The organism is Micromonospora sp. WMMD710 (assembly GCF_029626045.1).
Lineage (GTDB): Bacteria > Actinomycetota > Actinomycetes > Mycobacteriales > Micromonosporaceae > Micromonospora.
This window is the reverse complement of sequence record NZ_JARUBD010000001.1, coordinates 654689-667720: the sequence shown is the minus strand read 5'-3', so window position 1 is coordinate 667720 and position 13032 is coordinate 654689. Positions and strand designations below refer to the sequence as shown.

The following is a 13032-nucleotide window of genomic DNA, read 5'->3' as shown; positions in this document are numbered from 1 at the left end:
AGGAAGACTCCGGCCATGTCCCGCAGTGTACCCCGCGCAGCGGACGGGCGACGGCACCCGGGTGCCGGCCGTACCCCGTCCCCCAACATGGCGAATATCGGTGCGTAACCGACGGACTACCTGCGGGGGTCGGCGATAACGACAAACATGGTTAGCCTGAGAGGCCAGTGAGATTCCTGCGGCAAACGAGGCTCGGCGTCGCGAACCCAACGGCGGGTCCAGGTGCTCTCTCACAGAGCTGCCGTGATGGCGACGAGGAGGAGGCCCGTGACACAACAGACCTGGGACGAGGTGGGCGGCCTGTTGCCGCACGACGAGTTCCGCGCCGCCAGCGAGGCCATCGTGGCCAACATCGAGCAGGTCATCGAGGGTAAGACAGCCACCGTGCGGCTCGCCCTGGCCGTCCTGCTCGCCGAGGGTCACCTCCTGATCGAAGACGTCCCGGGTGTCGGCAAGACCAAGCTGGCCAAGGCCCTCGCGCGGTCCATCGACTGCACGGTGCGGCGGATCCAGTTCACCCCCGACCTGCTGCCCAGCGACGTCACCGGCGTCAGCGTCTACAACCAGGAGACGCACGACTTCGAGTTCCGCCCGGGTGCCGTCTTCGCCAACCTGGTCGTCGGCGACGAGATCAACCGGGCCTCGCCGAAGACCCAGTCGGCGTTGCTGGAGTGCATGGAGGAGCACCAGGTCACCGTCGACGGCGTGACCTACCAGCTGCAGACCCCGTTCATGGTCATCGCCACCCAGAACCCGATCGAGATGGAGGGGACCTACCCGCTGCCCGAGGCGCAGCGCGACCGGTTCACCGCCCGGATCGCGATGGGCTACCCGGACTCCGGCGCCGAGCTGGCCATGCTCGACGGGCACGGCGCCACCGACCCGCTGCACGAGCTGCGCCCGGTCTCCGACGCGGACATCGTCCGGCAGCTGATCGCCACCGTCCGGCAGGTGCACGTCGCCGACGCCGTCAAGCAGTACGCCGTCGACCTGGTCACCGCCACCCGCGAGGCCCCCGACCTGCGGCTGGGCGCCTCCCCCCGGGCCACCCTGCAACTGCTGCGCACCGCCCGGGCGGTCGCCGCCCTGGAGGGGCGTGACTACGTCCTCCCCGACGACCTGCAGGCCCTGGCGGTGCCCGTGCTGGCGCACCGGATCATCCCGACGGCCGACGCGCAGCTCGCCCGGCGCACCACCGACGCGATCGTCTCCGAGCTGGTGCACCGACTGCCGCTGCCCCACGACCGGCAGCGCAACCCGTACGACACCCGTCCCGCCACCGGCAACGGTCGCGCCCCCTACGAGCCGCGGAGGCCGTGACGTGCGTGCCGGGCTGCGCGGGCTGACCACCCGCGGGCGCTCGTTCCTGGCCGCCGCCGTCGCGGCGGCGATCTCCGCCGGCATCCTCGGTGAGAAGGACCTGCTGCGGGTTGCCGTGCTGCTGGCCGTCCTGCCGCTGCTGGCTGCCGCCTACGTGGGGCGCAGCCGCTACAAGCTGGCCTGCAACCGGTCGCTGGATCCGCACCGGGTTCCGGTCGGGGCCAACTCGCGGGTGGTGCTGCGCCTGCAGAACCTGTCCCGCCTGCCGACCGGCACCCTGCTCCTGGAGGACCGGCTGCCCTACGCGCTGGGCAGCCGGCCCCGGGTGGTGCTGGAGCGCCTCGGCGCACACCAGGCGAGCTCCGTGGCGTACACGGTGCGGGCCGACGTGCGGGGTCGCTACGACGTGGGTCCGCTGGTGGTGCGGATGACCGACCCGTTCGGTCTCTGCGAACTCACCCGCGCCTTCCCCAGCACCGACCACCTGACGGTCATCCCGCAGGTCACGCCCCTGCCGTCGGTCCGGCTCCCCGGGGAGTACGCGGGCAGCGGCGACAGTCGGGCCCGGTCGGTGGCGGTGCACGGCGAGGACGACGCGGCGACCCGGGAGTACCGGCGCGGCGACGACCTGCGCCGGGTGCACTGGAAGTCCACCGCCCGCACCGGTGAGCTGATGGTGCGCCGCGAGGAGCAGCCGTGGGAGAGCCGCGCCACGGTCGTCCTGGACACCCGCGCGTACGGCCACCGCGGTGACGGGCCGACGGCGAGTTTCGAGTGGGCCGTGTCCGCCGCCGCCAGCATCGCCGTGCACCTGCGGCAGGCCGGCTACAAGCTGCGCCTGGTAACCGGCTCGGGGGTGGACGTGGACGCCTCGGAGGCCGGCGGCGACGGCGCGCTGCTCGACCATCTCGCCGAGGTCCGCCTGGACCAGCGCGCCGAGGTGACCGGGCTGGTGCAGCGGGTCCGGCAGCGCGCCGACGGCGGTCTGATCATCGCGTTGTTCGGCGCGGTGAGCGTGGCCGAGGCCGAGCTGCTGGCCGGGCTGCGGGGCAACGGCGCGACCTGCGTCGGCTTCCTGTTGGACAGCTCCACCTGGCTCAGCCTGCCGGAGAAGGCGCGGGCCGAGGCCGAGCGCGCGCACGGCGCCGCCGCACTCACCCTGTTGCAGAGCGGCTGGCGGGTGGTCGGCGCCGACCACGGCAGCCGGCTGCCGGCGCTGTGGCCGCAGGCGGGCCGGGGCTCCCAGGGCTTCGCCCTGCGCGCCGCGCTGGCCGAGACGGTCGCCGGCGGCGTGCGATGAACGGAAGGTCCCCCTCATGATCGCCAGTCGGAACATCGGCGCGGTGGCGGCCGCCGCCACGCTGCTCGCCGCCGCGCCGCTGTCGGCCATCTTCCAGACCTGGACGTGGCTGATCCAGTCGGCGATCGCGGTCGCCGTGGTGGCCGGGGTGGCGGCGCTGACCCGGCTCGTCCGGGCGCCGCTGTGGGGTCAGGTGCTGGGCATGCTGGCCGCCCTGCTGCTCGCCCTGACCTGGCTGTTCCCCAGCGGCTCGGAGCTGCTCACCTTCCTGCCCACCCCGGGCACCATCGGCCACTTCGCCGACCTGCTCAGCGGCTCCATGCAGGACATGCGCTCCTACGGGGTCGAAGTCCCGGACACCGATCCGCTGCTGTTCATCACCGTGCTCGGTGTCGGCGGGGTGGCCGTGCTGGTCGACGTGCTGACGGTGGGGCTGCACCGGCCCGCGCTGGCGGGGCTGCCGATGCTCGCCATCTACTCGGTGCCGGTCGCCGTCTACGTGGACAGTGTCCCCGCGGTCCCGTTCGTGGTGGGCGCCGCCGGCTACCTGTGGCTGCTGGTGACCGACAACGTCGGCCGGGTCCGCCGGTTCGGCCGCCGGTTCACCGGTGACGGCCGGGACGTCGACGTGTGGGAGGCGTCCCCGTTGGCATCCGCCGGCCGCCGGCTCGCGGTGGTCGGCGTGGCACTGGCCGTGGCGCTGCCGCTGGCCGTGCCGGGCATGGCCGGCGGGCTGCTCGACACGCTCACCGAGGGGACCGGCAACGGCACCGGCAACGGGCGCTCGGGCTCGGGTGGCGCATCGGGGCGGATCGACCTGTTCGCCTCGCTGGCCGGTCAGCTCAACCAGTCCGAGGTGGCCGACCTGGTCAAGGTGACCACGACCGAACCCAACCCGTTCTACCTGCGGTACGCGGTCGCCGACGAGCTGCGCCCGAACGGCTTCCAGGCGCGTACCCCGAGCGGACGCGCCGTCAACCGGGACCTGCCCAATCCGAACGAGCGAGCCGGCCCGGGGGTGCAGCAGACCGAGTATCGGGCGACCGTCGAGGTGACCAAGAACCTCAGCATGTCCCTGATGCCGGTGTACGCCGAGCCGACCCGTACCGACGACCTGAGCGGCAACTGGCTCTACGACCCCAACCAGCAGGTCGTCTTCTCCAACCGGGAGAGCTCCCGGGGCCGCAAGTACTCGTTCGACTACATCCGCTCGACGTACACCCCGGCGGTGCTGCGGGCCGCGCGGTCACTGCCGGCCGATCACCCGGTACGCCGGCAGTTGACCGCCACTCCGGGCACGGTGCCCGAGGTGGAGGAACTGGTCAAGGGGCTGGTCCAGGGCAAGCGCACCGACTACGACCGGGTGTTGGCGATCTACCAGCACTTCTCCGCCGACAACGGGTTCAGCTACCGACTCAGCACGCAGAGCGGCAGCAGCGGTCAGGACATCGTCAACTTCCTCACCAACAAGGTCGGCTACTGCCAGCAGTACGCGGCGGCGATGGCCTGGCTGGTGCGTACGGCCGGCATCCCGGCCCGGGTGGCGTTCGGGTTCACCAACGGCAGCAAGCGGGACGGCGACACGTACACGCTGACCAACCTCAACCTGCACGCGTGGACCGAGGTCTACTTCGACGGCATCGGCTGGGTGCCGTTCGACGCCACCCCGTCGTACGGGGTGCCGGGCTCCACCCGGTCCGCGTGGGCTCCGGACACGGACGCGCCGGAACCGTCCACCCCGGGCGCCGGCACCACGGACACCCCGGCCGGTCCCGACGCGACGGCCGGTCCGGCCGGCCCGGACAACGCCGACCGGGACACCGACAGTGGCCTCTCCCTCGGCGGGCAGACGCCGACCGAAGAGCCACCGGTGTGGCCGTGGTGGGCGGCGGGTCTGCTGGCGCTGCTGGTGCTGCTCGCGGTGCCCGCGCTGCGCCGGCTGGCCCTGCGTCGACGGCGCAGCGGCCGAGCGGCGGGCGGCACGGCGGCCACCCCGGCCGTCGGCGAGGAGGCCGGCGCGCCGGAGGCACGGGTGGTGGTGGTCGGGGCGGACGCCACCCAGGCCCGCGCGGACGCGCACGCCGCCTGGGCGGAACTGCTCGACACGCTGGTGGACTTCCAGGTCCGGGTGGACCTGACCGAGACCCCACGGGCCACCGCGGACCGGCTGGTCCGGGAATCCCTCGCCGACGACGTCGACGCGGTCGGCGCGGCGCGGCTGCTCGGCCGGGCCGAGGAGCGGGCCCGCTACGCACGGGATCCGCTGACCGGTGAACGTCTGCTGCCGGCGCTGCGCGCGGTCCGCAATGCGCTCGCCGCTCGGGCGAAGCGCCGGACCAGGGTTCTCGCCGCGCTGCTCCCGCCGTCGGTGCTGCTGCGCTGGCGGACCGCCCTCGCGGACAACTCCAGCCGGATGGTGGCCCTGACCGGGCGCGCCCGGTACCGCCTGCTGCGCTGGAACCCGCGTCGCCTGCTGGCCGACCGAGCGGCCCGCTGACCGAAGACCGCGACGGGGCGGCGAAGGGGGCGGCGGCCGGACGGCCTCCGCCCCCGCCCGTCGGATGCCCACCGCCCACCGCCGACGCCCCCCGGCACCACCGGCACCCGCCGGCACCTCGATCACTTAATGATGAGTAGTTCTGAGCGGCCTTACACGACTGCTCATCATGAAGTGATCATGGGGCCGTGGTGCTGGCCCGCCGCCGGCACCTCGGGCCGCCGCCGGCACCTCGGGCCGCCGCCGGCACCTCGGGCCGCCGCCGGCACCTCGGGCCGCCGCCGGCGCATCGGCCTGCCTGCGGTGCATCGCTGGCTGAGGGGGCTCGAAGAGGTGGCACGGGAGCGCACAGCGGCGACTCCCGGCAGTGCCGGGTCTGTTCAGCGGGACGAGTCAGCGGGACGAGGGCGCGTGGATGCGACGGTGGTCGCCGGGGCTGTGCCCGGCAACCCGCTCGTCGCGGTGTACGGCCCGCCTCAGCGGCGGGACGGGCTCAGCGGTGCCCCTCCGGGCGCTGCCGCCACCTGTCCTCCATGCGGTCCAGGATCGACGGCCGGCGACCGGATCGGCCGCCGCCGCGGGGACGACGACGACTCGTCGTGCCGCCCACCACGTGCAGGTCAGGTGACTGCGCCCGCCGGTGCGACTGCACCGCGAACGCGGCCGAGGCCAGCATGACGACGAAGCCCGCCACCGCCAGCGGTGGAGTCTTGATCACCGCGCCATAGACCAGTAGAGCCAAGCCAGCGATGATCACGCCGGCAGCGACGAGCAGGCGACGCCGCGCATGGAAGCGCGGATCGCTGGCGCGCACGGCCGAGGCGAATTTGGGGTCCTCGGCAAGCGACCGCTCGATCTGCTCGAACAGCCGCTGCTCGTGCTCCGAGAGCGGCACGGCACTCCTCCCCGGTCACGTTGGTCGGGCCCACTCGGGCCGACAGACCGTGGCAGCCAACCGGCTGCTTACCCGCAAGTCTACGAGGGGGGTCGCGCGTCGGAAAGCGGGACGACCTACGGGTGGGGTGGATTTTCGTTTCGACGGGGATCACGGTCGCCCATCAGACTGGCCGGACCTATGACGGACCGCCCGAATCGGGCAGCAGCGGCGTCCGCGGCAGCTTCCGCCTCCCGCCAACCACGCTCGGGCGCGCCGAGGGTCAGCTGCCGGGGTGCGCCCTGCGCGGGAGCGAGGCCCTCCACCCGGACACCGACGAGGCGGATCCGCTCGCCCGGGTCCAACGTGGTGTAGAGCGCCCACACCGTGTCGAACATCTCGCGGGCCGTGTCGGTGGGTACGCCGAGGGTGCGGGAGCGGTTGACGGTGCGAAAGTCGGCCAACCGAACCTTGAGCGTGACGGTGCGCCCCACCTGCCCGGAGCCCCGCAGTCGCACGCCGACCTTCGCGCTGAGCGCGAGCAGGGCGCGGCGGATCTCCATCGGGTCGGCCACGTCCACGTCGAACGTCACCTCGGCGCCGATGGACTTGTCGATCTGCTCGGGGCTGACCCGGCGCGGATCCCGGCCCCAGGCCAGCTCGTGCAGGTGGGCCGCCGACGCCGCGCCGACCGCCCGGCGGAGCATGCCCAGCGGGGCCTCGGCCAGATCACCGACGGTGGCCAGGCCGAGCCGGCGCAGCGCCTCGGCGGCCCGCTCCCCCACACCCCAGAGCGCGTCCACCGGCAGCGGATGCAGAAAGTCGAGGACCTGACCCGGGGGCACCACCAGCAGGCCGTCCGGTTTGGCGCGGGTGGAGCCGAGCTTGGCCACGAACTTGCTCGGCGCCACCCCGACCGAGCAGGTCAGCCCCTGCTCGTCGACGACCCTCCGGCGGATCAGCCGGGCGATGGTGGCCGGGGAGCCGAAGAGCCGGCGGGCGCCGGTCACGTCGAGGAACGCCTCGTCCAGGGAGAGCGGCTCGACCAGCGGGGTGACGTCCCGGAAGATCTGCATCACCGCCCGGGACGCGGCCGTGTAGGCGGTGAAATCCGGTGGCAGGTAGACCGCCTGCGGGCAGCGTGCCCGGGCCTGGCTGGTCGGCATCGCGCTGCGAACGCCGTAGCGGCGGGCCTCGTAGCTGGCCGAGCTGACCACACCCCGCGGCCCGACGCCGCCGACGATGACGGGTCGACCTCGCAGCTCGGGTCGGCGGCGCACCTCGACGGCGGCGAAGAAGGCGTCCATGTCGACGTGCAGGATCGGGCTCGCCGAATCGTCGGCGTCCGGCCCGAAGCGCGGATCCCCGCCCCGGGGCAACGACTGGCTGCGGCCCATCCCGGCAGGTTAACCCGGGGGTACGACGTTCAGCCGCGGACCACGAGCAGCGGCACGGTCAGCTCGGCGGCAGTGTCCGACCCGTGGTACGCCACCAGCTTCGACGCCATCGGCCGCTCGGTGCGGCTGGCCATGACCGCGTACGTGTCGTTGCAGATCACGACCACGTCGCCGATCCGAGCGAGGTGCTCCTCGGGCACCGGCCCGAACCAGCCGGTGGCCACCACCTCGTCGCGGGTACGTACCCGCGCGGCGTCGCCGAGCACGGCCGACCAGGTGGCCACCACGTCGTCAGCCGCGCCCGGCGCGACGTGCAGGTAGCGCACCCGGGCCTCACCGGCCACCACCCGGACCCCGTCACGCAGCCGGGGGTCGGTGTCCAGGTCGAAGCGGTGCGCGGCGGGAATGTCGAGCTGACCGTGGTCCGCGGTCACCAGCAGCGCCGCGTCCGGCGGCAGCCCGTCGACCAGCCGGGCGACCAGCGTGTCCACCTCGCTCGCGGCGGTCCGCCAGGACGCCGAGTCGACGCCGCTGACGTGGCCGTGCCGGTCCAGGTCGGCGTGGTAGCCGGAGACCAGGGTGGGCCCGTCGCCGGCGGCCAGCGCCGCCAGCATGGTGGCGGCGACCGCGTCCACGCCGGCGGCGCCCCGGAAGTCCCCGCCCCGGTTGGCGGCCAGGGTCAACCCGCTGCCGCCGAACTCCGGCCGGCTCACCACGGTCGTCGTCACGCCGGCGGCGCGGGCGCGCTCCAGTTGGGTGGTCACCGGCTGCCAGCTCAGCGGCGACGGCTCTCCGGCCCAGTCGGTGTGGGTGAGCACCCGGTCCGTGCCGGGCACCCGCACGGTGAAGGCGAGCACCCCGTGCGCGCCCGGTGCCACGCCGGTGCCCAGCGACACCAGGCTGGTCGGGGTGGTGGACGGGAAACCGGCGATCAGCGGACGGCCCACCGTCGCGGCGAGCCCGGCGAGCGTCGGCGCGTACGGGGCGGCGGTCGGCACCTGGTACCAGCCGAGGCCGTCGACCAGCAGCACGGCGACCCGACGCACCCCGGCCAGCGCGGGGACGAGCCCGAGCGGGTCGACCGACCCGGGCACGCCCAGCACGGCGAGCGCGCTGGGCAGCACGTCGGCGAGACGACCCGCACCGTGTTCGGGCCCGAGAACCGCCAGCGGCGGCGTACCACCCGGCGGCGCGGTCATGCCGGCCGGCGGGCGAACAGGTGCAGCTGGGCGGCCAGGTCCCGGTACGGCGGCTGGGCGGCGAGGACGCGTTCCAGCTCGACCAGGGCCGCGGACTGCCCGTCGGCGACCGCGGCCGGCAGCAGGTCGGCCAGCACGCGTACCCCGTGGATCTCCTCGACCACGAGCCCGGCGGCGCCGAGCAGCGCGGCGGCGCCCGGGGCGTCGTAGCGTCGGCGCAGGGTGTCGCGCGGCCCGGCGGTGCCGGCGGGGTCGGCGGCCAGGGCGGTCGCGACGTCCAGGTGACCGTTCATCGCGCGGCCCAGCACGGCGGCGGCACGGCCGGCCACCAGCACACTGGCCGCGCCGCCGGGACGCAGCGCCGTGGCCAGCGCGGTCACCACCGGCGTCGGATCGTCGACGACCTCCAGCACGGCGTGGCAGAGCACCAGGTCGACGCCGGCCGGCTCGACCAGCCCGGCGAGGGCGTCGCCGTCACCCTGGACGGCGGCGATCCGGTCGGCCACGCCGGCCTCGGCGGCCCGGCGGGTGAGCGCCGCCAGGGCGTCGGGGCTGGCGTCGACCACGGTGACCCGGTGCCCGGCACGGGCCAGAGGGACGGCGAACCCGCCGGTGCCGCCGCCCACGTCCAGCACCGTGAGCTCGGTGTCGCCGCGCCGGTCCAGTTCGGCGCGGAGCACCGACCAGATCACGGCGGTACGGGCGGTCAGCGGCGGCCCGGCGAACCGGCCTCGGGTCTGCTCCACCCGGTCGAGCCTAGTGGTCAGGACTCGGTGCCCTCGACCGCGTCCTCCGCCCGGGACCGGCGCTCGTTGGCCACCGGACCGTTGGTCACCTCGTACTCGCGGGGGTCGGTGAGGTGCGACGGCATCCAGCCGGCACCCAGCCGGGTGCGTCGGGCGTTGGCGATTCCACCGCCGGTGTACGTGTGGTTTCCCAGCACTGTCATTCCCCCTCACGGATCACGGGCCGCTCTGCCCGTTCAGGACGAGTCTCCCGCTCGGAGGCGCCGAAAACCGTAATGTGGATCACTGGCTCAGCGGAAGTCGCGGGAGGCGGGGCTGACCGGCGGCTCGATGGCGTCCAGCCGGTCGGCGACCAGGTTGGTCACCCCCTCGTGCCGCTGCAACCGCCCCCGCACCACCAGGGCGGCGCTGCTGCGGGCCACCCGCCGGTAGCGTTGCCACAGCCCCGGCGAGCAGGTGACGTTGAGCATCCCGGTCTCGTCCTCCAGGTTGAGGAAGGTGACCCCGCCCGCGGTGGCCGGCCGCTGCCGGTGGGTGACGATGCCACCGACGCGGATCCGCTGCCCGGGCTCCACCCGACCGAGCCGGGCGATCGGCACCGCGCCGAGCACGTCGAGCTGCCCCCGGATGAACCGGGCCGGATGGCTCTCCGGCGACAACCCGGTGGCCCACACGTCGGCGACCAGCCGGTCCACCGCCTCCATCCCGGGCAGCGTGGGCGCGGCCGCTCCGCTGACCGTGCCGGGCAGCCGGCCCGGCCGGTCCTGGGCCGCCGCGCCGGCGGCCCACAGCGCCTCCCGCCGGGTCAGCCCGAAACAGGCGAAGGCGTCCGCGGTGGCCAGCGCCTCCAGCTGCGCGGCGGTGAGACCGACCCGCCGGGCCAGATCCGGCATGTCGCGGTACGGCCCGCCGGCCGCCCGTTCGGCCTCGATCCGCTCGGCCACCTCAGACCCGAGGGTACGCACGCTGGACAGCCCCAACCGGACGACCGGACCGCCCAGCCCCCAGGCGTGCGGCGGCTCCCCCGGCCCGCTGCCCCACCGGGTGTCCGGGGTGGACTCCAGCACCGCCAACGCGGCGCTGGCGTTGATGTCCGGGCGGCGGACCTCCACCCCGTGCCGGCGGGCGTCGTCGACCAGGGTCTGCGGCGAGTAGAAGCCCATCGGCTGGGCGTTGAGCAGCGCGGCCAGGAACGGCGCCGGGTGGTAGCGCTTGAGCCAGGAACTGGCGTACACCAGGTAGGCGAAGCTCATCGCGTGGCTCTCCGGGAAGCCATAGCTGGCGAACGCGGTGAGCTTGCGATAGACGTCGTCGGCCAGCTCACCGGTGATGCCCCGCTCGGCCATCCCGGCGTAGAGCCGGTCGGCGATGCGGTTCATCCGCTCGACCGACCGTTTCGCGCCCATCGCCCGGCGCAGCTGGTCGGCCTCGGCCGCGTCGAAACCGGCCAGGTCGATGGCGAGCTGCATCAACTGCTCCTGGAACAGCGGCACACCCAGGGTCTTCTCCAGCGCGTTGCGCATCAACGGGTGGGCGAAGGTCACCGGCTCCTGACCGTTCTTGCGCCGGATGAACGGGTGCACCGAGCCGCCCTGGATCGGGCCGGGCCGGATCAGCGCCACCTCGACCACCAGGTCGTAGAACTCGCGGGGCTTGAGCCGGGGCAGGGTGGCCATCTGGGCGCGACTCTCCACCTGGAACACCCCGACCGAGTCGGCCCGGCAGAGCATGTCGTAGACCTCGGGGTCGTCCAGCGTCATGTCGCCCAGGTCGAGGCTCTCTCCGATCATGTCGTAGCCGTAGTGCAGCGCGGAGAGCATGCCCAGGCCGAGCAGGTCGAACTTGACCAGGCCGACGGCGGCGCAGTCGTCCTTGTCCCACTGCAGGACGCTGCGCCCGGGCATCCGCCCCCACTCCACCGGGCAGACCTCGATCACCGGCCGGTCGCAGATCACCATGCCGCCGGAGTGGATGCCCAGGTGCCGGGGGAACGTCTGCAGCTCGTTGGCGTACTCCACCACCTGCTCCGGGATGCCCTCGACGTCGACGGTGGCGACCGAACCCCACCTGTCGATCTGCTTGCTCCAGGCGTCCTGCTGCCCGGGTGAGAAGCCGAACGCCTTGGCCACGTCCCGTACCGCCGACCGGGGCCGGTAGGAGATGACGTTGGCGACCTGGGCGGCGTGCTCCCGGCCGTAGCGGGTGTAGACGTGCTGGATCACCTCCTCCCGCCGGTCGGACTCGATGTCCACGTCGATGTCCGGCGGGCCGTCCCGCTCCGGGGCGAGGAACCGCTCGAAGAGCAGCCGGTGCCGGACGGCGTCCACGTTGGTGATGCGCAGCGCGTAGCAGACCGCCGAGTTGGCCGCCGAGCCCCGGCCCTGGCAGTAGATGTCCTGCTCACGGCAGAACGAGACAATGTCGTAGACCACCAGGAAGTAGCCGGGGAAACCCAGCTCCTCGATCATGTTCAGCTCGTGGTCGAGCTGCGCGTACGCGCTCGGGTGCGCCTGCGGCGGCCCGTAGCGCTCCCGCGCCCCGTCGGCGGTCAGCTTGCGCAGCCAGCTCATCTCGGTGTGCCCCGGCGGCACCGGGTACGCCGGCAGTTGCGGCGCGACCAGTTGCAGGTCGAAGGCCAGCTCGGCGCCGAACTCGGCGGCCCGGGCCACCGCGCCCGGGTACGCGGCGAACCGGGCCGCCATCTCCGCGCCGCTGCGCAGGTGGGCGGTGGCCGCCGCGGGCAACCACCCGTCGATCTCGTCCAGGCTGCGCCGGGCTCGGACCGCGGCGACCGTGGTGGCCAGCCGACGCCGGCCAGGGCTGGCGTAGTGCACGTTGTTGCTGGCCACCGTCGGTAGCCCGGCCTCGGCGGCCAGGTCGGCGAGCGCGTCGTTGCGGTCGGCGTCGACGGGATGCCCGTGGTCGGTCAGCTCCACCGCCACCGTCTCCGCGCCGAAGAGCGCGGTCAGCCGGTCCAGCTCGCGGGCCGCCGCGTCCACCCCCTCGGTGAGCAGCGCCCCCGGCACGTGCCCCTTGCGACACCCGGTCAGCACCAGTACGTGGTCACGCAGCTCGGCGGCGACCTCCTCCAGGTCCCCGTAGACCGGACGGCCCTTCTCCCCGCCGCGCAGTTGGGCGCGGGCGATGGTGGTGGCCAGCCGGGCGTACCCCTCGTGGCCGTGCGCGAGCACCAGCAGGTGCGCGCCGTGCGGGTCGGGTTCGCCGTTCTGCGGGCCGGGCAGCCCGAGGGACAGCTCCGCGCCGAAGATGGTCGGCAGGCCGAGCGTACGGGCCGCCTCGGCGAAACGGACCACCCCGTAGAAACCGTCGTGGTCGGTGACGGCGAGCGCGGTGAGCCCCAGCCGGGCCGCCTCCTCGGCCAGTTCCTCGGGGTGACTGGCGCCGTCGAGGAAGCTGAAGTTGGTGTGCGCGTGCAGCTCCGCGTAGGGCACCACGCCGTCGGGGCGGGTCAGCTCCGGCGGTTGGTACTGCTCGCGCCGGCGACTCCAGGCCGGGGAGTCTCCCCCGTCGGCGTCCACGGCGAGCGGGTCCACCACGTGCAGGTGCCGCTCGCCCCTGCTCCCCCGGCCGCCGCCTGCCCGGGTGTCGCCGGCCCGGCCGGAAAGCACGCTTTCCAGCTCGGACCAGGGCATCTTCGGGTTGTGAAAGCTCATCCGGCCGCCCCGGCCACTCCGGCCA

At 73.9% G+C, this 13032-nt stretch carries 9 protein-coding genes; 3 read left to right on the top strand and 6 right to left on the bottom strand.

The window, feature by feature from the left end:
- Window positions 1–267: 267 nt before the first annotated feature.
- The 3 genes from O7620_RS03205 to O7620_RS03195 are packed head-to-tail and all read left to right on the top strand — an operon-like array spanning window position 268 to window position 5117.
- Entirely contained in the window at window positions 268–1320 is a 1053-nt protein-coding gene (locus O7620_RS03205; protein ID WP_151490891.1) for a MoxR family ATPase, read from the top strand.
- A 1-nt stretch (window position 1321) separates the two neighbouring features.
- Window positions 1322–2620, top strand: coding sequence for a DUF58 domain-containing protein (locus O7620_RS03200; protein WP_151490890.1), 1299 nt, complete (start codon window positions 1322–1324; stop codon window positions 2618–2620).
- Window positions 2621–2636: 16 nt separating this feature from the next.
- Window positions 2637–5117, top strand: a complete 2481-nt coding sequence (locus O7620_RS03195; RefSeq protein WP_278121808.1) for a DUF3488 and transglutaminase-like domain-containing protein — start codon at window positions 2637–2639, stop codon at window positions 5115–5117.
- A 493-nt stretch (window positions 5118–5610) separates the two neighbouring features.
- Here the strand turns inward: O7620_RS03195 and O7620_RS03190 are convergent, their stop codons facing one another.
- The 6 genes from O7620_RS03190 to O7620_RS03165 form a co-directional block, all read right to left on the bottom strand.
- Window positions 5611–6012: a DUF3040 domain-containing protein gene (locus O7620_RS03190; RefSeq protein ID WP_109819242.1), complete on the bottom strand. Its 402-nt coding sequence runs from the start codon at window positions 6010–6012 to the stop codon at window positions 5611–5613.
- Between the two features lie 116 nt (window positions 6013–6128).
- Entirely contained in the window at window positions 6129–7388 is a 1260-nt protein-coding gene (locus O7620_RS03185) for a DNA polymerase IV (RefSeq protein ID WP_151493150.1), read from the bottom strand.
- Window positions 7389–7417: 29 nt separating this feature from the next.
- Entirely contained in the window at window positions 7418–8587 is a 1170-nt protein-coding gene (locus O7620_RS03180; RefSeq protein WP_278121807.1) for a nucleotide pyrophosphatase/phosphodiesterase family protein, read from the bottom strand.
- Window positions 8584–9354, bottom strand: coding sequence for a methyltransferase domain-containing protein (locus tag O7620_RS03175; protein ID WP_151493152.1), 771 nt, complete (start codon window positions 9352–9354; stop codon window positions 8584–8586). Before O7620_RS03175 ends, O7620_RS03180 begins: the two co-directional genes overlap by 4 nt.
- A complete protein-coding gene (locus O7620_RS03170; RefSeq protein ID WP_278126837.1) occupies window positions 9351–9536 on the bottom strand; it encodes a hypothetical protein in 186 nt (61 codons plus the stop codon). Before O7620_RS03170 ends, O7620_RS03175 begins: the two co-directional genes overlap by 4 nt.
- Before the next feature lie 87 nt (window positions 9537–9623).
- Window positions 9624–13007 carry an error-prone DNA polymerase gene (locus tag O7620_RS03165; protein ID WP_278121806.1) on the bottom strand — a complete coding sequence of 1128 codons (3384 nt, stop codon included), beginning with the start codon at window positions 13005–13007 and terminating at the stop codon, window positions 9624–9626.
- Between the last annotated feature and the right edge of the window lie 25 nt (window positions 13008–13032).